The 22,953-nt window shown below is 59.7% G+C and carries 17 protein-coding genes and 1 pseudogene; 10 read left to right on the forward strand and 8 right to left on the reverse strand.

All coding sequences use genetic code 11. From position 1 onward, the window contains the following. Both CRP02_RS21525 and CRP02_RS21530 read right to left on the reverse strand, forming a co-directional pair. Entirely contained in the window at positions 1-3,741 is a 3,741-nt protein-coding gene (locus CRP02_RS21525) for an AsmA-like C-terminal region-containing protein (RefSeq protein ID WP_097172238.1), read from the reverse strand. Positions 3,742-3,832: 91 nt separating this feature from the next. Then, positions 3,833-5,245, reverse strand: coding sequence for an FAD-binding oxidoreductase (locus CRP02_RS21530; RefSeq protein WP_097172239.1), 1,413 nt, complete (start codon positions 5,243-5,245; stop codon positions 3,833-3,835). 293 nt (positions 5,246-5,538) lie between these two features. On the opposite strand from CRP02_RS21530, the gene CRP02_RS21535 reads away from it, so the two are divergent. Continuing rightward, positions 5,539-6,441 (forward strand): hypothetical protein, encoded by a 903-nt coding sequence (locus tag CRP02_RS21535; protein ID WP_097172240.1) that lies wholly within the window; start codon positions 5,539-5,541, stop codon positions 6,439-6,441. 54 nt (positions 6,442-6,495) lie between these two features. Here the strand turns inward: CRP02_RS21535 and CRP02_RS21540 are convergent, their stop codons facing one another. Both CRP02_RS21540 and CRP02_RS21545 read right to left on the reverse strand, forming a co-directional pair. After that, positions 6,496-9,645 carry an efflux RND transporter permease subunit gene (locus tag CRP02_RS21540; protein WP_097172241.1) on the reverse strand — a complete coding sequence of 1,050 codons (3,150 nt, stop codon included), beginning with the start codon at positions 9,643-9,645 and terminating at the stop codon, positions 6,496-6,498. Then, a complete protein-coding gene (locus tag CRP02_RS21545; RefSeq protein WP_097172242.1) occupies positions 9,642-10,808 on the reverse strand; it encodes an efflux RND transporter periplasmic adaptor subunit in 1,167 nt (388 codons plus the stop codon). Before CRP02_RS21545 ends, CRP02_RS21540 begins: the two co-directional genes overlap by 4 nt. A gap of 224 nt (positions 10,809-11,032) precedes the next feature. Between CRP02_RS21545 and CRP02_RS21550 the strand changes: the two genes are divergently transcribed. From CRP02_RS21550 to CRP02_RS21560, 3 genes are all read left to right on the forward strand, one after another. Next, positions 11,033-11,443, forward strand: coding sequence for a carboxymuconolactone decarboxylase family protein (locus CRP02_RS21550; RefSeq protein ID WP_097172243.1), 411 nt, complete (start codon positions 11,033-11,035; stop codon positions 11,441-11,443). 101 nt (positions 11,444-11,544) lie between these two features. Continuing rightward, the gene (locus CRP02_RS21555; RefSeq protein ID WP_097172872.1) at positions 11,545-14,019 is read left to right on the forward strand and encodes an ATP-dependent helicase; all 2,475 of its coding nucleotides are present in this window, start codon (positions 11,545-11,547) and stop codon (positions 14,017-14,019) included. A gap of 103 nt (positions 14,020-14,122) precedes the next feature. Then, positions 14,123-14,935, forward strand: coding sequence for a glycosyltransferase family 25 protein (locus tag CRP02_RS21560; RefSeq protein ID WP_097172244.1), 813 nt, complete (start codon positions 14,123-14,125; stop codon positions 14,933-14,935). A gap of 163 nt (positions 14,936-15,098) precedes the next feature. Here the strand turns inward: CRP02_RS21560 and CRP02_RS21565 are convergent. Beyond that, positions 15,099-15,470 (reverse strand): annotated as a pseudogene (locus CRP02_RS21565) (TetR family transcriptional regulator C-terminal domain-containing protein); the annotation flags it as partial. A 247-nt stretch (positions 15,471-15,717) separates the two neighbouring features. On the opposite strand from CRP02_RS21565, the gene CRP02_RS21575 reads away from it, so the two are divergent. Together CRP02_RS21575 and CRP02_RS21580 are read left to right on the forward strand one after the other, a co-directional pair. Continuing rightward, entirely contained in the window at positions 15,718-16,200 is a 483-nt protein-coding gene (locus tag CRP02_RS21575) for a DMT family transporter (protein ID WP_003513161.1), read from the forward strand. Beyond that, a complete protein-coding gene (locus tag CRP02_RS21580; protein ID WP_003513163.1) occupies positions 16,197-16,622 on the forward strand; it encodes a DMT family transporter in 426 nt (141 codons plus the stop codon). The genes CRP02_RS21575 and CRP02_RS21580 overlap by 4 nt, the downstream gene beginning before the upstream one ends. A gap of 32 nt (positions 16,623-16,654) precedes the next feature. Here CRP02_RS21580 and CRP02_RS21585 read toward each other — a convergent pair whose 3' ends face one another. Continuing rightward, on the reverse strand, positions 16,655-17,941 hold the full coding sequence (locus tag CRP02_RS21585) for a DUF2778 domain-containing protein (protein WP_097172245.1): 1,287 nt from the start codon (positions 17,939-17,941) through the stop codon (positions 16,655-16,657). Between the two features lie 455 nt (positions 17,942-18,396). Here CRP02_RS21585 and pncA point away from each other — a divergent pair, with 455 nt between their 5' ends. Further along, positions 18,397-19,023, forward strand: coding sequence for a bifunctional nicotinamidase/pyrazinamidase (pncA, locus tag CRP02_RS21590; RefSeq protein WP_097172246.1), 627 nt, complete (start codon positions 18,397-18,399; stop codon positions 19,021-19,023). Between the two features lie 7 nt (positions 19,024-19,030). Here the strand turns inward: pncA and CRP02_RS21595 are convergent, their stop codons facing one another. Then, a complete protein-coding gene (locus CRP02_RS21595; RefSeq protein ID WP_003513169.1) occupies positions 19,031-19,267 on the reverse strand; it encodes a DUF2164 domain-containing protein in 237 nt (78 codons plus the stop codon). Between the two features lie 181 nt (positions 19,268-19,448). Here CRP02_RS21595 and CRP02_RS21600 point away from each other — a divergent pair, with 181 nt between their 5' ends. Next, complete coding sequence (locus tag CRP02_RS21600) at positions 19,449-20,168, forward strand: AzlC family ABC transporter permease (RefSeq protein WP_097172247.1); 720 nt, start codon at positions 19,449-19,451, stop codon at positions 20,166-20,168. Then, positions 20,165-20,479 (forward strand): AzlD family protein, encoded by a 315-nt coding sequence (locus CRP02_RS21605; protein ID WP_097172248.1) that lies wholly within the window; start codon positions 20,165-20,167, stop codon positions 20,477-20,479. Before CRP02_RS21600 ends, CRP02_RS21605 begins: the two co-directional genes overlap by 4 nt. On the opposite strand, the gene CRP02_RS21610 is transcribed toward CRP02_RS21605, so the two are convergent. Beyond that, on the reverse strand, positions 20,476-22,317 hold the full coding sequence (locus CRP02_RS21610; protein WP_097172249.1) for an aminopeptidase P family protein: 1,842 nt from the start codon (positions 22,315-22,317) through the stop codon (positions 20,476-20,478). The genes CRP02_RS21605 and CRP02_RS21610 overlap by 4 nt on opposite strands. A gap of 338 nt (positions 22,318-22,655) precedes the next feature. On the opposite strand from CRP02_RS21610, the gene CRP02_RS27655 reads away from it, so the two are divergent. Next, a complete protein-coding gene (locus CRP02_RS27655) occupies positions 22,656-22,829 on the forward strand; it encodes a hypothetical protein (protein WP_003513176.1) in 174 nt (57 codons plus the stop codon). Positions 22,830-22,953 lie beyond the last annotated feature (124 nt).

Raw genomic sequence — 22,953 nt, forward strand, 5'->3', positions numbered from 1 at the left:
TTACGGATTGGCCGGAGCGTTTTCGGGCGCCAGTTGCCTGATCGCATCTTCCGTTGGAGGCACCGTCAGGGCCGGCGTTGATTGCCGCTCGGGAACAGGTTGCTGCTGCTGTTGTTGCTGTTGCTGTTGCTGCTGCTGTTGCTGTTGCTGTTGCTGCAACCGCTCCTGCTGTTCCTTTTCCTGCCGTAGACGCTCCTCTGCCGCCGCCTTCAGGCGCGCCTCCTCTTCGGCCTTGGCCTTGGCTTCCGCCTCCACCCGTTCCTTTTCAGCCTGACGTTCAGCCGCCTGAGAGCGATAAAGCGCCGTTTCCCGACGCAGGCGCTGCTTTTCGAGAACGCTGGCCTGCATGGCCTCGACGCGACGGCGCTCCTTTTCGAAAGCCCGGAGCGACAGATAATTGCCGAGCGCCGAAACATCGGTCGTCAAAGCCGGTGCGGCAAGCGGACCGTTATAGTTGAGACGCAGCGACGGTTCGGCCCCTGCAACTACTTCGGTGCCGGGATTGAAGATAAGATCGAGATCGCCATTCACGGTCGATGCTGCAATGTCGACCGTCGCATCTCCGGTAAGCGTCACTGGATCGATCCCGGCGCGCAAATTCTGGAAGTGAAGCGCGCCGCCATTCAGGGTGAATGGCAGGGCGACGTTGCCGAGCGGTATTTCGCCCTGCCACAGGCTCTGATCCACCAGCGGCCGCACCTTTGGCGCGTCGATCGGCTGCTGCAAGCCTTCCGCCGCCTGCAGGATCGGCGGAAAGGCGCCAGGATTAAGCCCTTTGAGCACAAGCCCGCTGGCGCGCACTTCCCCGGAGCCACCTGCCGATTTCAAAATTTCACCAACGCTCTTGCCCGTCGATTCGGCGGTCAGATCGACCGCCACCCGGCCCGTCGCGACCGGGCCGTTGGCATTCGCCCACAATATCGACTCGGGATTGACGTCGTTCACCGCGATCTTGGTGCGGAAAATGCCCGCTCCCTCGCCTGTGGACATGGCAAGCCGCCCGGTCAGCTTGCCGCCCATGAAGGTGCCGGCGATATCATCAAGCGCGAGATTGCCATCATCATGCGTGACCTTGGTCGACAGACCCGTGACCGTGCCGAAGGGACCGGCCTCGAAACTTTCCGCTTTCAGCGACAGCGAGGCCTTGAGTTGCGGGAAAGCCGGCATGGCCAGCGGCTTGGCGTTGAGCGCGCCCGTTTCCGGGTCGATCACCGGTCCGTAGATCGCGTCTCCGAGCCAGGCAAGATCGACGGTCCGGAGGGCAAGATCACCGGTGACGGAATGGGGGGCCGCGCGCTGGAACGCCAGACTGCCCGAGAAGGGGTTGCCGCCCGCCTGCCCGCCGAGGGCGGAAAACGCAATCTTCTGCGCATCCACCGCCATTTTTCCGTTCGCCTTCAGCGCCATGCCACCACCAAGCTGCGGCAGGCCAACGGCGTTCATGATGAGATAGGGCTCGATATCAGCGCTTTCGAGCGCCAGATCCGCACTACCCTCGCCGAAATTGGCGGCGGCAACGGCAAAGGACCCGATCATCGAGAAATGCGTGCGCTCCGTCGAGAAACGGATATCGGTCTGGACGGGAGAGCCAAGCGTGCCGTTGAGCTTGACGGAAAGCAGCCCCTCCCCGTCCGCATCGAACGGCAGGGGATCAAGCCCTGCCTGGCCGAACAGGATCGCCGTCGACTGGTTTTTCAAAACCCCTTCCAGCGACATCGCCGTATCGTCGGTGATGGACAGGAAATCCGGCATCTTGGCCACGGCCGACAGACGGCTGCCGTTGACTGTGCCGGAAACGGCGACATTGGCGCCGCCATTTTCGCTGTTGACCGAAACATCCATGGCAAGGTCGGAATTGGCGTACCACGGCGAACTCGCCGCCAGACGGCTGAGGAACGGATGACCAGGCAATTTCTGCTGCAGCATGGCGAAGAACGGCTGCATGTCGGTCGCATGCAGGTTCACCGTGCCCTTGCCCGCATATTTCAGCAACGACCCCTGCAACTGCCCTTTCGCCTTGACTTCGGCACCGGCGATATCGCCAGCCGTCATCTTTTCAAGCGAGAGAACGCCGCCCGCCATGGTGAAGGCGGTTTCCACGTGATTTGCGGTCACACCGGCCATGTTGAACCGGTCGGCCTTGAACTTGGCGTCGATGCGGTGGTCGAGAACAGAACTTCCGACCTGATCGCCGAGCGCCAGGCTGCCAAGCGCCTTCAGGGCGTCGAGATCGATCTCGTTACCGGCAAGATCGATCGAAAGATTGGAGGCCTTGCCGTCAGAGCGCCGTTCCAGCTTCCCCTTCAGAGAGGCGTCGCCAATCGCAAGCTCGAGATTGTCGAAACGCTGGTTCAGCGTCGTCAGCGAGACGTCGGCGGAAAAACCGGCGGCATTGAGCTGGCGAATCGCCGGATCGACAGAACCTGAAAGCCAGTTTGCCAGCCCGGATGGCTGGTTGGAGGCAACGAGCAGATTGCCGTTGAAGGCGGGGCCATCCAGCAGCGTCAGGGAACCTTTGGCTTCCAGCTGCGTCCTGCCGGGCAGCGTTGCCACGGCGTTCACCACCTGCCAGCCGCTGCCATCAGGGCGCACGTCCAGCCGGATGTCACGAATGGTCGTGTCGTCGGAAACGAGCGCCGGTAGGCTGATGCTGGCCTTGCCCGGGACCGGCGGAACCGGAATGCGGGCGACCATGGCAGCAAAAGCCTCGATGCGCTGGCGCACGGAGGCGGTGGGCTGACGCGAGGTCTTGCCGGTCTGTACGACGGGCGGTGCGAAGCGATTGACGTCGATCTGCTGACCATCCGCCGTCAGCAGGAATTCCGGCTTGGCCCCGGTATCCAGCGTTGCCTCGCCGGTCACGACGTAAGGATTTTCGTTGCCACCGAGCTCCATGCGGTAGCTCGGTATGCGCACGCTTTCATTCGTCAGTTCGAAGCTGCCGCGGGTGCGCGGCGACGAGAACAGCGATTGCCCGGCCTGCTGCTTCTGTTTCTGGTCTTCACGGAAACTGAAGGCGAAGGAACCGCTATAGGCGGGTTTTCCCGCAGTCGCGGCAATCGCACCGTCCAGATCGACCTCGACCGGATGTTCATCCGGCACCACGCGAATCCGCAGGCCCATGCGCCCATTGGCATAATCCGGCTCACTGCTCGACAGCGAGAACGAGCCTGGATGCCCGTCAACGGCGGCGCGCCCTTCCGCCTTCCATGGTCCGGCCAGCGAATTGGCGGACATATCGGCGTTAAGACCGGTCACAACACGGTTGCGGCCGGATTGCTCGTCGATGAATTCGATCTGCCCGCCTTCGATCTGCACACTTTCCAGAACCACGGTGCGGGCTGGAATTTCCGCCCGGCTGCCGCGCATCCAGTCCAGAGTGCCGTCTTTCAAAAGCCGGATCTTGGCCTTGGGTTCCTCGATGCGCATGTCGAAGATGCGGGCTTCACCGGAAAGGAAAGGCGCCAGCTCGGCATCCATGGAAAAACGCGCCACCTGAATGAGCGGCGATCCGTCGGCATCCGTTCCGGCGCGCACGTCATGCAGCGTCACCGAAGGGAAAGGCAGAAGCCGGGCTTCGACGCGGCCGTGCACCACCACCTTCTTGCCCAGAATGCGGCTTGCCTGATCTTCGAAATCGCGGCGGAAATCCGTCCAGTCGACGAAATAGGGAATGAGCAGCGCTGAAAACAGCACCACGGCCAGCAGTCCGCCCAGAAAAACCAGAATACGCCCGAGCACTGAACTGCTTCTCCCTTCGCGAACGCTGCAAACCTATTCTTATTTGCCTTAACGGCAAGCAGCCTTTTGTACCAATCAATTGTGAGAATGATCAGACAAGACGGAACAGCTTGCCTGGATTGAAGATGTTATCGGGGTCGAGCGACGTTTTGATGGCGCGCATCACATCCAGCGCATTTCCCGCCTCTTCGGCCAGAAAACTCATCTTGCCCTGGCCGATGCCGTGTTCTCCGGTGCAGGTGCCGTCCATGGCGATAGCCCGGCGATTAAGACGCGCAACGAACGCTTCTGTTTTGGCGACACTTTCGGCATCCTTGCCGTCGAACAGGATAAGCACATGGAAATTGCCGTCGCCCGCATGGCCGACGATCGGCGCCAGAAAGCCGTTTTCCTTGATATCCCGTTGCGTTTCCACCACGCAGTCCGCCAGCCGCGAAATCGGCACGCAGACATCGGTGGACAAACCGTCGAGATGCGGCGCGAGCGCCCGCGAGGCCCAATAGGCATCATGCCGGGCCTTCCACAGCTTGTTGCGCTCGGCCGCATCGCTGGTCCAGCGGAAATCGACGCTGCCGCATTCCGCCGCGATCTCTGCAAATTGCTGCGATTGCAGGGCCGCCGTCTCTTCGGTGCCGTGGAACTCCACGAACAGCGTCGGTTTTTCCGCGTAGTTCAGGCCGGAATAGGCATTGCACGCCCGCACCTGAACCTCGTCAAGCAATTCGATGCGCGCAACCGGAACACCCATCTGGATCGTCATGATAACGGCATCACAGGCCGCCTGAATACTGTCGAAGGTGCAGACGCCACCGGCGATCTTTTCCGGGATGCCCTGCAACCGCAGCGTAACCGAGGTCAGAACCCCAAGCGTGCCCTCGGCGCCGACGAAAAGCCGCGTCAGATCGTAACCGGCCGACGACTTGCGGGCACGGCGAGCAGTGCGGATTTCCTCACCATTGGCAACAACGGCGGTAACGGCCAGAACATTGTCCTTCATCGTGCCGTAACGCACCGCATTGGTGCCCGACGCCCGCGTTGAGGCCATGCCGCCGATAGAAGCATTGGCACCCGGATCGATCGGAAAGAACAGGCCGGTATCACGCAGATAGACGTTAAGGTCCTCGCGCGTCACACCCGGCTCCACCGTCACGTCAAGATCTTCGGCGTTTACCTCAATGATGCGATTCATCCGGCTGAAATCGATGCAGATTCCGCCATCAGGCGCATTGACCTGTCCTTCCAGCGAAGAGCCAGTTCCGAAGGGAATGACCGGCACCTTATACTGCGCACAAGCCTTCACCACAGCTTTCACATCATCTGCGTTTTCGGCAAAGACGACACCATCAGGCGCCTGCAAGGTCAGACAGGTGGTGGTATGGCCGTGCTGCTCGCGAAACGCCTGCCCGGTCTGGAGCTTGTCACCCAGCTGCTGCTTCAGCGCTGCAAGCACCGACGCGATGCCTTCCTCGTTGCGTTTTCCCGCGACCACATCTTTCAGCGCCATCGTCCATCTCCACCGCAAGATACCGCCGTAACGGACTCGATCCGTTACGAAATTCCGTTGGGTGGTATGGGATAAGGTTAAGGCTTTGTCCAGCCGATCAGCAGGCCGAACGGCAAGAACAACCCGCTCTCATGTGGTGTTCCGCATGCACATGCTGCCAGCCCTGAACAAGCTCCGGCTCGTATACATCTTATACGTGAATTTCTTCATTGATGCTCATAAATGCATATAAATTACAACCGGAATGCGGAGCCGGCTATAAACGGGTCGTATTCAAACATCAGGGTTTCAACATGACTACAATTATAAGTCAGCCCTTTGCAGGATCGAATTATTTTCGACCGCTGACTGACAGCATCCGGGCAGAAAACCGGGCAAGCAATTCCTCGAGCGCCGTAAATAGCGTCGATCCTCTAACCGCCCTGCTTGCCTCCAGCGCGGACGACGAAACCAGTGACCTTACCTACGACATGAGAGGCAAGATCGAAGGGATGCCGGAGAAAGATAATACCGATGCTGAAGAAGCAAAGAACAATGCGGATCCAGTGGCGGATAGAGACTGGATGGAAGATATTATCCGAACCACCAGCCTCAATCTTTCCCCGGCCTCAAGCAAACGGGATGTGTGGGGAGAGGAATTACGCTTCAACCGCGCCATGCACACCCCAGGTATGCGGCCTGAAGACATTGTTCGGAATTTCGTTCCCGAGGGCATGACGAAAGAAACTGTACACGATCTAACGCCGGAGGCATATCAGGCTGAGCTAAGTAAAGCATACCACAATGCTTCCGTGCGAGAACAGAGAGAGAGTTGGGCACTCGCTGGTATCGACTATGATACCTACTGGGCTAATTTTGATAGCCCCGGCTATGCCGCCATGGGCATTCCGGGAAGCATACAGTCCTTACAGAATGCGATCGATTTTTATAACAGCACACACAAAATCGAAGCCAAAGGAGTCGATCCGAAAACCCTGACGGAGAAACAGCGGGTAGTTCTTAAAATGTTCGAAGACACCAATAATTACTGGAAAAAGCGCGCCAAAGATCAACTCGACCAGACGATTTCCAGCCTGTTCAATAGCTACGACAGAACAGGAAACCTGATCGAAACCGACGCGGCTGGCCTCGTGAGCGTCGGAACCTTTGAGCTATCGTATAAAGGCGTCCAGATTTATCGCCCGAACAGAAGTTAATCAACTGCCACGATCTGCTCAGCGCGTCGCGCTCTCTGGCTTGCCCATAAATTTTTATTCCGCCGCAAGCAGCTGCTTGTCCTCCTCCAGCGCCTTCCGACGCGCGGCAAGTTCCAGTTCGCGGTGGAGGCGGATTTCCTCATCCGCCTGTGGCTTGGCGAAACGGGCAATCAGCAGGTAGGATACCGGGGTGATGTAAAGCGTCACCAGCGTCGCAAAACCCAGACCGCCGACGATGACCCAGCCCAACGCGATGCGTGCTTCAGCACCTGCTCCCTGCGCAAGCACCAGCGGCACGCCGCCCAAAATGGTCGCGATCATTGTCATCATCACCGGGCGCAGGCGGATGCTGGTGGCTTTCTCGATGGCTTCGCGCACGGTGGCGCCCTGGTCACGCAGATGGTTGGCGAATTCCACGATGAGAATGCCGTTCTTTGCCATCACGCCCACCAGAAGCACAAGGCCGATCTGGCTATAAACGTTGAGGCTCGATCCGGTGACGAGCAGCGCGATAACCGCGCAGGCAAGACCGAGCGGCACCGTCGACATGATGATGATCGAACTCAGGACACTTTCGAACTGCGCGGCCAGTACGAGGAAGATGATGGCGATGGCAAAACCGAAGGTCAGCAGCATGCCGCTCGAATTTTCCTCAAGCGTCGCCGCCTCGCCGAGCGGCAGAAGGCGGGCGCCGGGCGGCAGGAGGGATTGCGAGAGCTCGTTCACCTTTTCCAAAGCCTGACCGAGCGAAACGCCGTCCTTGAGATTGGCGGTAAAGCCGACGGAGGGAAGCTGCTGCTCGCGGTTCAGCTGCGGCGCGACCGCATTTTCCTTCAGGGTGGCGATAACCGACATCGGCACGATCTTGCCGTCACCCGTTTTCAGGAAGACGTTTTCGAGATCGGTCGGGTCGTTGATCGGCCGGGTGGAGGACAGCAGCCGGACCGGGATTGCATCCCCATCCACGAAGACGTCGACAATCGAACGTCCTTCCAGCAGCGATTGCATGGCGCGCGACAGGCCGGTGATATCAATGCCGAGATCGGAGGCGCGCTCCCGGTCGATGGAGACGGATAGCTGCGCCTGGTTGGGCTCGTTGTCCAAACGCGGCGTTTCGAACAGGCCGCTTTCCTCCATGGAAAGCAGTAGTTTCTGCGTCGCAGCCGTCAGTGCCTGATAATTGCTGCCGACCATTGCCATCTGCAGGCCGTTGCCCGCACCGCGAATGCGCAGGCTGTTCGGCTGCATGGCGTTGCCGCGCAGCGCCGGCACCTTGTTGGCGGCAGCGGTAACGTCGGCGGCAATCTGGTTCTGCGTGCGATCGCGATCAGCCCACGGCGCCAGCGTCAGCACCAGAAAACCGGTGTTGGAGGAACCGTTCATGCCGGTGATGGAGTAAATATTGCGGATTTCACCGCTATCGCGCAGCGGCTGGAGATTTTCCTCGATCCGCTGCAACTGGTCGCGCGTATAGTCGAGGCTGACACCCTGCGGCGCCGTCACACGCATCATCACCGAGGCGCGGTCCTCGCGCGGCGTCAGTTCGTTCTGGATCATGCCGAAGGCAATCCAAGACAGGCCCGAAAAGACGAGCGCAACGATGATGACGATGAGCGGGTTGTTGAGGCAGGCGGAAAGCGTCGTCTTGTAGGTGGAGGCAAAGACATTGCCGAACCAAGCCAGCGGTCCCGTGGGTTCCTTCAATCCGTCTTTCAGCATCCGCGAAGCGAGCATCGGACAAAGCGTCAGCGCCACGATGGAGGAAAGACCGACAGCGAAGGCGAGAACGAAACCGAATTCGCGGAAAAGGCCACCCAGCTGGCCCGGCAGGAAGGAGAGCGGAATGAACACTGCGGCAAGCGTCGCCGTCGTCGCAATCACCGCGAAGAACACTTCCTGGGTGCCGAGAACAGCGGCGGCGCGCGGCCCCATTCCCTCCGCACGGCGGCGCACGATATTTTCCAGCACCACGATGGCATCATCGACCACCAGACCCGTCGCCAGAACGATGGCGAGCAGCGTGAGGATGTTGATCGAGAACCCGACCATGTAGATTGCGATAATGGTGCCGATCAACGCCACGGGCATGGTGATCGCCGGAATGAGGGTTGCCCGCCAGTCGCGCAGGAACAGGTAAAGCACCACAACCACGATGAGCGCAGAAAGACCAAGCGCCAGTTCCACCTCGTGCAACGCGCCTTCGATGAAGACGGCGTCGTCACTGGTCACCACAATGCGTGTACCCTGCGGCAGGTTGGCCGACATGGCCTCGACGGCAGCCTTCACGCCGGTGGAGATATTGAGCGTATTGGACTGCGCCTGCCGGATAACGCCGAGACCCACACCCTGCACACCGTTGGACCGCAGCGAGGTGGATTCGTCATCCGCCCCCAGCATCACGGTTGCCACATCGCGCAGGCGGATATTGTCCTTGATCAGAAGGTTGGAAAAATCCTCAGGCTTCGTGAGGCTCGCGGTCGCGCGCACGACGATGTCCTGCGTCGAACTTTTCAGCGATCCCGCCGGCACATCCAGCGCGGCACTGGCCAGCGCGGTGGAAATATCCGTCACCGTCAGACCACGGCTGGCAAGTGCGGCCTGATTGAGATCGGCGCGGAATACTTTTTCCTGATCGCCGTAAAGCTCCACATCCGCCACGCCATCGACGGCGGCCAGGCGGTCGATGACCTCGTCATCCACCAGCTTGGTCAGATCTTCCATGCTGAGCGTGGACGAAGTGACGGCAAGACGCATGATCGGCTGGCTGTCGGAATCCGCCTTGATGATCTGCGGCTCGTCAGCATCATCAGGCAACTGGTTGGTTACGCGGCCAATGGCATCGCGCACATCGTTTGCGGCAACGGCCATATCGACATTGTCGCCGAATTCCATCGTTACGCGGCTGGTGCCGAATTGCGAATTGGAGGAGATGGTTTTGACACCGCTGACGCGCGCAACAGCCCCCTCGATAGTCTGCGTCACTTCCTGATCGATGGTTTCGGGCGCCGCACCTTCATAGGTCGTCCTGACGCTGATGGACGGCCGGTCCACATCCGGCAACTCGCGCACCTCAACGCCAACCAGCGCGGCAAGGCCGGCAACCACAAGCAACGTATTGAGAACCGCCGCCAGAATGGGACGGCGAACGAACAGTGCGGTGAAGGCGAGCTTGGAATCCTTACCCGAAGGCGGCTGAGTCGTCATTGGCTGGCAACCTCCTCGGGCTTCGGCTGGCTTGCGACACGGACGGCACCACCCTCCCGCACCCGCTGCAATCCTTCGGTCACGACCTGATCGCCTTCCGCCAGTTCCGCTTTCACGAGAACGGCGTCGGGGTTACGCTGCACGATCTGCACCCGCACCTTGGCCGATTTATTGTCGGTCACGCGCCAGACATAGGAACCTTCGGCATCCCACTGCACAGCCAGCGGATCGACGGAAGCATAGGTCTCTCCGGCAAAACGCATGGTGACACCGAAGGACATACCGGCCCGAAGCTCGTCCTTGTCGTTGGCAAACCGTGCCCGGATGCGGATGGTACGGCTTGCGGCGTCGACACGGTTGTCGACGGCCTCGACCTCACCTTTGAACGTCTCGCCGGGGCGTGAAATCGAGGTGGCCTCTACAGGCATTCCGACGGTAATTGCAGTTGCGAACCGTTCCGGCGCCCAGAAATTGACAAGAATTTGAGAACGGTCATCGATGCCGACGATCGTTGATTGCGTGGTGACATTGTCGCCGATATTGGCGGCCACGATCCCGACAACACCCTCAATCGGCGCGACGATGTCGCGACGCCTGAGGTTCAGCTCGGCGGTGCTCAGCGCGAGTTTTGCGGCTTCCTCGGCAATCTGCGCGTCCAGCACATCAAGGCGGGATACGGATTTCAGGTTACTGTAGGAACTCGATTTTTCGACGGCGCTGCGTAGCGCAACCTGCGCCTTGTCCCGCTCGATCACCTGCTCCTCGTCATCGAGCCGCGCGAGCACCTGCCCCTTTACGACGCGGGCGCCGGATGAAATGCGGATTTCCGAAAGCGTGCCTGATGTCTGCGGCATGACGATGACCGACTGTATGGCCTCGCCACTGCCGATGGCGTTCAGCCTGTCATTGACCGTGCCTTGCTTGACCGGGGCCATCGCCACCAGGGTCGCATTGCCATCACGGCGTGCGGCGCCGGCATTTTGTCCGGATGACGAACCGGGTGTTCCGGCACCGGATGCGGCAACCTCGACCGCGCCGGCCGGTGTTTTGCCGATGCCGATACCCGCGAGCAGATTCCGCGCTTCGGGTGAATAAAACCCCCAAAGACAGAGTCCTGCTCCCGCCACAGCAAGACAGACACCCACCTGTTTCCACACCCGCATACATTTCTCCGATTATCCGCACAGCATAAACCCGCCCCGAAAAGAGCTTTCGGAACGGTAGAAGTATTCCCGCATGCCTTAACGAAGGCAACGCACAAATCCGTTCCTTACATAATTGTAATTTGTGATGAATTGTCGTCGAAAGCGCACTGACGGCCATTTCTGTCGCAAACATTCGCCAATCCGCTAATCTGCAGCTTAAATAGCCATGACCGGAGGAATGCATGAGCACCGTAACGAAAGCCGAAAATCCCGAAGCCAACCCGCGCGTCAAGGCTGTGTTCGACGATATCCGCGCAACGCGGAAATCGGATTTCATCAACAATATGTGGCTCTACCTCGCCTTCGACCCCGATCTTCTGGAAAAGACCTGGGCCGAGGTCAAGGCGGTGATGGCCACACCTTCAGCGCTCGATCCGCTGGTGAAGGAAATGCTTTATATCGCCGTTTCCGTCACCAATGGCTGCTCCTATTGCGCCCACTCCCATGCCGCGGCTGCAAAAGCCAAGGGCATGACGGGCGAACAGCATGCCGATCTTATGCGGGTCATCGCCCTTGCCGCCAAGACCAACCAGCTGGCCGTGGCGCTGCAATTGCCGGTGGACGCGGCTTTTGATGCCGACAGGCGGGCCTGAGACGAAAAAACGTCTTGGAATAGGCGTTTTGACGGATGATACCGGAATAAAAGCAGAACACGGTTCTAGCCTTTATATCCCGAATCACTACATTGGGCCGCATGAGCAACAGTTTTGACGATATGCCGTTCTTCGACGAAGAACCTGAGACGCCGCGCAAGGCGACGAACAATGCCGATGCAGGCAACGCCGGCGGGCTTGGCATTGCCGCGCGCGCCATGGCGGCACGCGATCAGGCACGGCCCACGCCCGACTATCTTTCCGGCCTCAACCCGGAACAGCGCGAGGCCGTGGAGACACTGGACGGCGCGGTTCTGGTGCTTGCGGGCGCCGGCACCGGCAAGACCCGCGTTCTGACCACCCGCATCGCCCATATTCTGGCGACCGGACGCGCCTATCCAAGCCAGATTCTGGCCGTGACCTTCACCAACAAGGCCGCCCGCGAGATGAAGGAACGTATTGGCGTTCTGGTCGGCGGCGCGGTTGAGGGCATGCCCTGGCTCGGCACCTTCCACTCCATCGGTGTCAAGCTCTTGCGTCGCCATGCCGAACTCATCGGCCTGAAGTCTGATTTCACCATTCTCGACACCGACGATGTGGTGCGGCTGATCAAGCAGCTCATCCAGGCCGAAGGTCTTGATGACAAGCGCTGGCCGGCCAAACAATTCGCCGGCATGATTGACGGCTGGAAGAACAAGGGACTGACGCCGCCGGATATTCCCGAGGGCGATTCCCGCGCCTTTGCCAATGGCAAGGGCCGCGAACTTTACACGGCCTATCAGAACCGGCTGAAAACGCTGAACGCCTGCGATTTCGGCGATCTTCTGCTGCACCCGATCAGCATCTTCCGCCGCAATCCAGATATTCTGAAGGAGTACCACCAGAAATTCCGCTACATTCTGGTGGACGAGTATCAGGACACCAATACGGCGCAATATATGTGGCTCAGGCTTCTCGCCCAGCGCCCCAAAGGCGAGCCGCAAAACGTCTGCTGCGTCGGCGACGACGACCAGTCGATCTATGGCTGGCGCGGCGCCGAAGTGGACAACATCCTGCGCTTCGACAAGGATTTTCCCGGTGCCAAGGTCATCAAGCTGGAGCGTAACTACCGCTCAACCGAGCATATTCTCGGCACCGCCGGCCATCTGATCGCCCATAATGAAGGGCGTCTCGGCAAGACCCTGTTCACCGAGCGCAGCAGCCCCGACGATGAGAAGGTCGTGGTGCATGCGGCCTGGGATTCCGAAGAGGAAGCCCGCGCCGTCGGCGAGGAGATCGAGCAGCTTCAGCGCAAGAACCACAAGCTGAACGACATGGCCATTCTCGTTCGCGCCTCCTTCCAGATGCGCGAGTTCGAAGACCGTTTCGTCACGCTTGGCCTCAATTACCGCGTCATCGGCGGTCCGCGCTTTTATGAGCGTCTCGAAATCCGCGATGCCATGGCCTATTTCCGCCTTGTCTGCCAGCCAGCCGACGATCTGGCCTTCGAGCGCATCGTCAACACCCCCAAGCGCGGGCTGGGCGACACGACCATCCGCAATCTGCATGATTACGCCCGCGCCCGCGACATTCCGATGCTGGCAGCGGCAACGGACATCATCGAGACCGACGAGTTGAAACCCAAGGCGCGCAAGGCGCTGTTCGACGTAGTACAGGATTTCCGCCGCTGGCAGGGGCTTCTGGAAAACACCGAACACACCACACTTGCCGAGCAGATCCTTGACGAAAGTGGCTATACCGCCATGTGGCAGGCCGACAAGACGGCGGAAGCGCCCGGTCGGCTGGAAAACCTGAAGGAACTCATACGCTCGATGGAGGCCTTCGAGAGCCTGCGCGGTTTCCTCGAGCATGTCGCTCTCGTCATGGATGCCGAGCAGAACGAAAATCTCGATGCCGTTTCCATCATGACGCTGCATTCCGCCAAGGGGCTGGAATTCGACACAGTCTTCCTTCCCGGCTGGGAAGAAGGTCTGTTCCCGCATCAGCGGGCGTTGGACGAAGGCGGCCGCTCCGGTCTGGAGGAAGAACGTCGTCTAGCCTATGTCGGCATCACCCGCGCCAAGAAGCTGTGCCATATCTGGTTCGTATCGAACCGGCGTATCCATGGTCTGTGGCAATCCACCCTGCCCTCGCGTTTTCTCGATGAACTGCCGCCGGCCCACGTGGATGTCGCGGCATCTGACACCAATTACGGCGGTTACGGCGGACGCGGCGGTTATGGCCAGTCCCGTTTCGACAAGGCAGAACCCTTCGCCAACAATTACTCCACCCCCGGCTGGAAACGTGCCCAGGCCAACAAGTCCGACGCGACCCGCGATAACTGGGGCACACGCTCCGGCCATGCGGTGGAGCGGATCGGTTATGGCGAAAGCGGCCCCCGCGCCCGCACGATCGACGGCGAACTGGTGGCCAAATCGGTTGCCGACACACCGTCGAAATTCGTGGTCGGAGACCGCGTTTTCCATATCAAATTCGGCAATGGCAACATCTCCGCCATCGAGGGTAACAAGCTGACCATCGATTTTGACCGCGCCGGACAAAAGCGCGTGCTGGATGGATTTGTGGAAAAGGTTTGATTCGGCAACGATGAGTGCACGAACGCGGCTTTTTCCGTAGCCCGCGTCACGCCGTTGCAATAAAGGAGTTGCAACAGGGTGCAGAAACCGGGCGAGGACTGCTTTGCATATTTTACCGAAAAGCGGGCGCAAGCTTGCCGTTTTCCTGATCAATATGGACAGCGCCACCAAGCGCCTCGAGGACATGAACGCACGTCTCGACGCCATCGGGCTGAAGGCAGAGCGGGTCCCGGGCGTCAATGGCCGCGAGCTGAATTATCCGATCCCGGAATTCAGCGAGCTTTCCTACATGCTCATGCATGGCCGCCGCACCTCGCCGCCGGAAATCGGCTGCTATCTCAGCCATGTCGCCTGTGCCAACCGGTTCATGGGCAGCGATGCCGACATCGCGCTCATCCTTGAAGACGATGTCGTCTTCGAGAAGGATTTCCTGGAAGCAATCGACGAGGCGATAGTGAATGGAAGCGACTGGGATCTGCTTCGGCTGACCACGGTCAGCAACGGCCGCAAGTTTCCGTTCCGCAACCTCGTTGGCGGGCGCTCACTCGCCATTGCGTTGACGCGGGAAAAGGGTTCGGGGGCATATCTCGTCAACCGCCGCGCCGGCAAATGGATCTCGAAGCTCATCCCCATGCGGCTTGCCTACGATATTGCCTTCGATCTGGAATATCTCGCTGGCCTGAAGGCGGCCTTCATTTACCCACTCTGCGCCACACAGGATGCGGACGGGGAAAGCCAGATCCAGAACAATCTGCGGATATACCGTCTGCCCCGCTGGCGCTACTTCACCGTGCTGCCCTACCGCGCATTTCTGGAAACCAGCCGTTTCCTCATGCGCAGCCTCCGCTTTGCCGTTGCCAAGCTGAGCGTTGCGCTGGAGCGCGGCAAGGGCAAGACCCTTCCCACCGGCAATTGACTGCGCTGGCCTACACTTCGCCGGGCGTGAACCCAACCAGATAGACCGCAGCGATCACAGCTGCGAGAGTGAAAATCGAAATGACGAAAATCGTCATCCGGTTCAATGGTTTGCGCGTCGTTTTCTTCATGTTGGAATAATGCGAAGCGCGCTTACTGGTTCCCTACGGATTGTCAGCTTTTGTGTTCGGTAACCTGTGAGACAGGTAATCCCGCATCTGCTCCATTGCCTCCTCGCGCGTCAAACAACCGGACTGCAATCCTGAGCGCAACCAGAGGCCGTCGATAAGCGAGGTGATCCCAAGCGCTACGGGTTCGCAGTCTTCCTTCGGCACGAGGTGCACCAAAGCTGAGAGAAGATTGGAGCGCATCCGTGCATGGATCACCTTCTGGATCCGCGCGAGCTGCGGCTCGCGCGGAACCTCGGCGCAAAGCGACAGCTAGGCGTGGCAGATCGAGGGCTGAAAGAAGCTCTCGTCGAAATTCCCATCGATAATGGTATCGATCCGCTCACGAGGACTGACCGCCTGATTGATTGGCCGCCGCCTTTCCCGGGGCTCAAACCGTTACGCTCGATGGGCATGGCCACAATCCGCATTGGGAAAACCCGAAGGGCGTATCCACGCTGATCGCCGATTTTTTCGCGGATGTTATGTCAGACTGCGTTAAGTAAGGGAGTGGAGCGCCTTGGTTGCACATGTTTCTGGAAACAACTGACAAATCGATTTCGATTCAGGTGCCGATGTTGTAACGCTTCGGTGAATAATCATATCTCGGCTGGTCATGACAGAAACGACCCATCCCCGCCTGAACCCGTTGCACCTTGCCGCCGCCTTCGCAAGCGGCTGTCTTCTGACATTGATGGTGCATTTCAACGGCCAGCTTGCGCATTACGGTAACGCACTTTTCTCCTCCTGGACTGCACACGGCACCGGCACGGTGGCGGCGCTGATCTATCTCGCGATCATGCGCCCGAAGACGGAGGCGGGTGCGCTGGCCAAACCGAAGGCGCCGCTCTGGGCCTATTGCGGCGGGGTGATTGGTGCGGCCATTGTTATCCTCACCTCCACCGCCGTCAATTCGCCGCTTGCCCTCTCCGGCACCATCGCGCTCGGGTTGGGTGGACAGGTGATCTTCAGCCTTCTGGCCGATTTCTTCGGCCTGTTTGGCCTGCCCAAACGGCGGCCGGATTTGCGTGACATGGCGGCGGTGGCACTGATTCTCTGTGGCAGCGCACTCATTATCCTTGTCGGGAGAACGGCATGATCGTCTGGATAGCCATGGCGTTTACCGGCGGCGTCTTCGTGGCGCTGAGCCGCCAGGTCAACGGCCGCCTCAGCCTGTCGAACTCACCGCTGATCGCCTCGTTCTGGAACCATATCGTCGGTTTCGGGGTATTGACCGTCATCGGCCTCATCGTCGGCGGCCTCATTCCGCCGGGCGCGGCCGACGCGCCGTGGCTTGCCTTTATCGGTGGCCCCATCGGTGTTGTCTTCATCGCTTCGGGAAGCTGGCTCATCCCCCGCATCGGCGCGGTCAATACCGCACTTCTCGTCATCAGCGGCCAGATGGTCTCAAGCGTCGTGCTCGACTTTTTCAGCGATCAGCCGCCGAAACTCTGGGCAAGCGCACTCGGCATTCTGCTGATTCTCGCCGGCATGGTGCTGACCCAGCGTCGCGGCCGCTAGGGCATTTCTCCGTACGTCCGGGAAAGCGTAAATCAGGTATCGCTATCGCGTGAGAACATGCTGAGCAGGGTCTTGCCGCCACTCTTGCCACCGCTGCTTGCGAGCGTCGGGCGACCACCGTTCAGCTTCGGCACCACGACCATGCGCTTGACTTCGCCACGTTTGAAGGCCGCAAGGAACCGGGAATAATCCCGGAACACAACGCAGCCATTCGATTCACCGCGTTTCGCCAGCATGTAGGTGTGGGCGAGAAGACCGTCACGGCCATGCGGATTAACGCCATTTTCCGGCGTCAGACGGATTGCTTCGACGCCATGGAACCGCGCCTCGCGCATCGTCAGACGATAGCTGGAGGGCGGTGTCGAGCCGCGCATTCTCACATGAACATAGTCGGGGTTGTCGCGCATCTTGCCGATGCCCGAATGTGCCTCAAGCTTCTCGCCGTTCGGCATATGAACCAGGCCGGAGGAAATATCGTAGATCGCCGTGCCGTTGCCGCGATCCGGCCACGGAACCGCATCCATCTTGCTCGGCTCGCGCACCGGATTATCAGGTTTTGCAAAGGCGAGCATGCCGGCCGTGCCTTGCCGCGGCTGCTGGGGTGCACGCGCAGGCACCGGTGCATCGAAAGCAGGTGCGGAAGCAACGGCTGCCGGGTGTTCATCGGTCTTCGCCAAAACGGCGGGGCGGGGTGATGGCTCCACCGTTTCGGCAGCCGCAACCTCGGGCCGGAAGCTTGGCAAAGGGACGTCGTCCGGAAGCAGGCTGCTCGCCTCTTCCTCGATCTGCGGGCGCCCTAATGCCACTTCAAATGCCGGATGTTGCGATGCGGCGCTCTGATAGGCGACCTCTGTGGTGCGTCCAAGCGCCGAATCGACGATGGCGGAGGGCCGCAGCGCTGCAAGTTCCTTGACTGTCGCCTGCCCCTTCGCGTTCGCAGCCGCGCCAAAACGCTCGCGGAACTCCTTCTCGCCGATTTCGGGCATGATGCCGGCAAGGCGAACCGCCTTCTGCGGGCCATGGCTGTGGTCGCTCAGACGGGAAAATTTGCGGACGTGGATATCGCGTGCGGCTGCGCCGGAAATCGCAGCCTCGCCAGACTCCAGCCTCGCCACCAGCGTCTTCTCAAACTGCCCGACACCATGCGATGCGGTCGCCATCGTGTGAAGCGAGGCGAAGGCAGCGAAGGCGAACAGACCGGCAAAGGCACCACCGCCAAGCAGAGCGGACATTCGGCCAAGAGAAAAGGATTTGCCTCTCTTGAGGCAAGACGAACCGGCAAGACCGGCGCCATTATAAGCCGCAGCAGAATACGCCATGATACTCGTTACTCGAACCGTTCACGCACACCCGGGCAAAGCCGGAGGGATTTTGGGGCATCCGAACAGCGGGCGGACACCCGGCCGATTTCGGAACTGACTGGTTCGAAGCATGACGAATTATGGTAACCAAAGTGTTTACGAGTCCCTGCAAAAATAATTCGTTAAGGTCTGCGCATTATCGGGCGAAGGCAAAACAATGACTTGCGCGGGCTGGGCATGCATCTGCATCGCCTTTTCCCGGAAAATGCCCCGCAGGGCGTCATCGGCCTTTAAAGTTTACGTCGCCGCATCGTCAGGTAAATTCCGACTTTGCCGGAAATTTGCTGTAAATGCGGCAGGACTGCGACGGAGCAAATCTATGCCATGAGCCGTCAAGCACATACAAAGCTGGTAAGGACACTTGATCCGTCGCTGCCGGCTTGGCATCCTGCCGGAAATAAGGGAGGCAAATCATGAAGGCGCTGCTGCTCATCGATATCCAGAACGGTTTTTGTCCGGGCGGTAATCTGGCTGTCGCCGATGGCGACCGGATCGTGCCCATCGCCAATGCCCTCATCGACAATGGCGGTTACGATCTGATCGTCGCCTCGCAGGATTGGCACCCGGAAAATCACGGCAGCTTTGCCTCGCAGCATGTCGGCAAGAAGCCGTTCGATATGGGTGAACTCTCCGGCAAACCGCAGATGATGTGGCCGGACCATTGCGTGCAGGGCACCCCGGATGCGGAATTCCATCCCGACCTCAAGACGGAGGCTTTCGACTATATCCAGCAGAAAGGCGAAAATCCCGCCGTCGACAGCTATTCCGCCTTTCGCGACAATGATCAGGGGGCAACGACAGGTCTTGCCGATTATCTGACGCGCCAAGGCGTAACCCAGCTCGACATATGCGGGCTCGCCACCGATTATTGCGTCAGTTTTTCGGTGCTCGATGCCCTCGACATGCTGCCTGGCGTAAAGGTCCGCTTCATCGAGGACGCAAGCCGCGGCATCGATCCCCAAGGTATACAGGCGTCGATTGCGGCCATGCGGGAAAAAGGCGCCACCATCCTCAAAAGCCGCGACATTTTGCGCGACTGAGGGCCGGTCAGCGCAGCCTTGGCTTCTCCAGCACGTCGATATCGCCTGCCGCATCCTCGAGACGCCGCAGGATCGCGGCATGCGCATCCTTGAGCCCCTGATTGTAGAAGACATATCCGACTTCTTCGGCCAGAAAGTCGACGAAGATTTCCGCCTGCAGCAAGCCGATCTCGGTTTCGGTCTCCCGGGCCAGATACTCCCGAACACGCGCGGCCAGCACGGCCCTGTCCTGCTTCTCCAGCATTGATCCTCCATTATTCAATCGTTTGGGCGGGGAGCAAAAACCGGGTGAGGCCTTCCGTCCGACGTCGCGTATCGGCGTTACCGTAACGGAAGCTTCAAGGGAATCAATCGATCCATTCATGCAATTTGTTTGCCAGCCGGCCGGGACGGCGATAGAGCGGCGGGCAAGGAGTTCCTGAACAATGTCCAATGCAGATTTCCGCGAAGGCCTCAAAAGCGGCTTTCCGATCGCCCTTTCCGCCGCTCCCTTCGGCGCGCTGTTCGGCGCGGTCGCAGTCGATAACGGGCTGAGCGTCGCCGAAGCGACGATCATGAGCGGCACCGTCTATGCGGGTGCCAGCCAGCTGGTCGGCATCGAATTATTCGGCCAGAAGGTAGCCCCCTGGCTGATCGTTCTATCGGTCTTTGCCGTCAATTTTCGCCATATTCTCTATTCGGCCGCCATTACCAGGATGATAACCAACTGGACTTTCCTGCAAAAGGCCATGGGGTTCTTCGTGCTGGTGGATCCGCAATTCGCCGAGTCGGTCAGGAAATACGAAAACACCGGCGTGGTCGGTTTCGCCTGGTACATGGGCTTCGCCACGCCGATCTATATTCTGTGGCTGGTGATGACCATTGTCGGTGCATCACTCGGCAATCTCGTCGGCGACCCGAAAGCCATCGGCCTTGATGTGCTGTTGCCGATCTATTTCATGGGCATGGTTTTGAGCTTCCGCCAGCGGAAGAATTTTTACCCGGTGATGCTGGCAAGTGCGCTTGGCGCGACCGTTGCCTATCACATCGTCGGCTCGCCCTGGCATGTCAGCCTCGGCGCGCTTGCCGGCATTCTCGTCGCAGTCGTCTATCCGCCGAAACCAACCGGCGAGGCCAATTCTGAAAGCAAGGTGGAAACGCCATGAGCGATCTGCTGCACGCCGACACGCTGATCCTGATCGCGCTCGCCACCGTCGCCACCTATCTTACCCGCATCGGCGGTTATGTTCTGATGACGCGGATGAAATCCATCCCGCCGCGCATGGAGGCGGGATTGAACGCCGTTCCCGTGGCGGTTTTGACGACCCTTGTCGCACCCGCCTTTTTTGAAGGCGGATACGAGGTGAAGATCGCCATGGTGGCCGCTCTTCTGGTCTGCCTGCGTTTCCCCGGCCTGACGATGCTGGCCGTTGGCTGGGCGATCGTCATCGCCATCAGGCACTTTTCCATCCTTTAAGCGTTCCGCGCCAGAGGCTGCGTGGCCGCAACAAGCCACGCCTTCACCTCTTCATCCGCGATCAAAGGCGAGAGCTTTTCCAGAACGCTGGCGTGATAGGCATTCAGCCAGTCCAGTTCGTCGTCGGTCAAAAGTGCTGTAACGACCAGCCTGCGATCGATAGGGCACCAGGTCAGGGTCTCGAAGGACAACATCGGCTGATCGCCGCCCGCGACTTCCGCCGCCTCGCGCACATAGATCAGGTTTTCGATGCGGATGCCAAAAGCGCCCGGGCGGTAATAACCTGGCTCATTCGACAGAATCATGCCCGGCAGAAGTTCCTGCGTCGAAAGCCGAGAAATACGCTGCGGCCCCTCATGCACCGAAAGATAGGAGCCGACGCCGTGGCCAGTGCCATGGGCATAATCCGCCCCGGCCTTCCACAACGCGATACGCGCCAGGGGATCGAGATCGCAACCGCGCGTTCCCTTGGGAAACCGTGCGTCGCTGATGGCGATCACGCCCTTCAGCACCAGCGTGAAGAAACGCCGCTGATCTTCCGGGACATTGCCGATTGCCACGGTGCGGGTGATGTCAGTGGTGCCGTTGACATATTGCGCGCCGGAATCGACGAGGAACATCTCGCCATCGCCAAGGGTGCGGTCGGTATCGGTGGTGACGCGATAATGGATGATGGCGGCATGTTCGCCCGCGCCCGAAATCGTATCGAAAGACACGTCCTTTAGAGGATTCTGGAGAGACTGCCCCACCTTGGCGCGCGCAGCCTCCAGCGCCTTCACGGCCGCGATTTCGGTAACGCTGCCCGGTTGCTGACGATCCAGCCAGCACAGATATTCGGCCATGGCTGCACCGTCCTGCACATGTGCTGCAGCAGAACCGGCAAGCTCAGCCGCATTCTTGCAGGCACGCGGCAAGCGGACGGGATCGGCCTCCTCAATCAAGGTGCAACCCGCCGCCGTAATCGCCCCTGTCAGCGCCACAGGCGTCAGATCGGCGTCCACCATGACGCGGCCCTTGGCGCTGGCAATGGCGTGCAGACGATCGGCGATATTCGATGGCGGCAACTGCGTCGCCAGCTGTGCCAGATAGGCCTCGGCCTCTATACCGGTCTTGCGTTTGTCGAGAAAAATATCGGCCTTGCCATCCGCATAGATGATGGCACGGGCAAGCGGATGCGGCGTGTGCGGCACATCGTTGCCGCGAATATTGAAAATCCAGGCAATGGAAGACGGATCTGTTACCAGCAGGGCATCGGCTTCCTTGGCAGACACCGTCTCCGCCAGCGAGGCGATCTTTTCCTTCGCCAGCTTGCCGGTGAAGGCTTCCGGCTGAATAACGACAGGCTCCAGCGGTTCGGACGGGCGGTCGTGCCACAGGGCATCGAGCGGGTTGTTTTCGAGCAGGACGACGGAACCGCCCTTCCCCGCAAGCGCCTTTTCCAGCCGCTTCAATTCAGCGCCGGTATGCAGCCATGGATCGATCCCGAGCCGAAAGCCCGGAGCCCCGTGCTCCGACAACCAGACGGAAGGCGGGGCACCGACCAGATCACCACCGCTGAACACCGTCTGGTCGACCTGCGACTTCAGCTGTGTGGTATACCGACCATCGACAAACACCACCGCTTCTGCGCGCGTTACCAGCGCAATGCCGGCAGAGCCGGTAAATCCGGTCAGCCATGACAGACGCTCAGATGATTCAGGTACATATTCGCCCTGATATTCATCGGCACGCGGCACCAGGAAACCATCGATACCAAGGGCGTCGAAACTGGCACGCAGCGCCTCGACGCGGGCCTTGCCGAATTGCGGCGCGGATTTGTTTTCGAAGGTCTGGAACATGGGCATCTTTCGGGAACTGTCATGAGGAAAGCTGGTCAGTCACGCCGTCAAATCATTGGCGCGCAACGACAATGCCATGCCGGCAAACCCTGTTTCAAGCCATATGTGCCATCACCCATTACGACAGGCGCGCGCGCTGCCGTTTACCCCAAAGGCTGAGAAAAGAAGCCGCTAAATTGAGCAGTTTTCCCTAAATAAGTAATATTGAAAAGCCGCAGACATGTGAAAAACGCATACCTACCTTGAAGCAAGACCCCTAACCAAACAAAAACACATCGCTTATCTTCAAGCCAACACAGCGAGAGACACACTCTCCTGGCAAACAAGGATTTGAAGCAATGGCAAAATCTTTCCTCCGCACCGCCTTCGATCGCGTCATTGAAGCACGCGAGCGTCAGGTCAGCCGTCATGTCAACGCAGCCCTGCTCAACCTCGACGACAAGTCGCTCGAAGCGCTCGGCATGAACCGCGCCGAACTTCGCCGCACCGCAAAGTCCAGCTACGTATTCTGATCACTTCGGGCGCGGCCATCCTCCCTCCACCGCGCAGGAACAGGAATACGTCGACCCGCTTGAGCGATTCTCCTCCAATATGCTCGCGGGTTTTCAGGCGGCGCGAAAGCGCCGCCTTTTCTTT

Origin of the sequence: Rhizobium sp. AN5 (assembly GCF_900215255.1) — a bacterium.
Classification (GTDB): Bacteria; Pseudomonadota; Alphaproteobacteria; order Rhizobiales; family Rhizobiaceae; genus Agrobacterium; species Agrobacterium tumefaciens.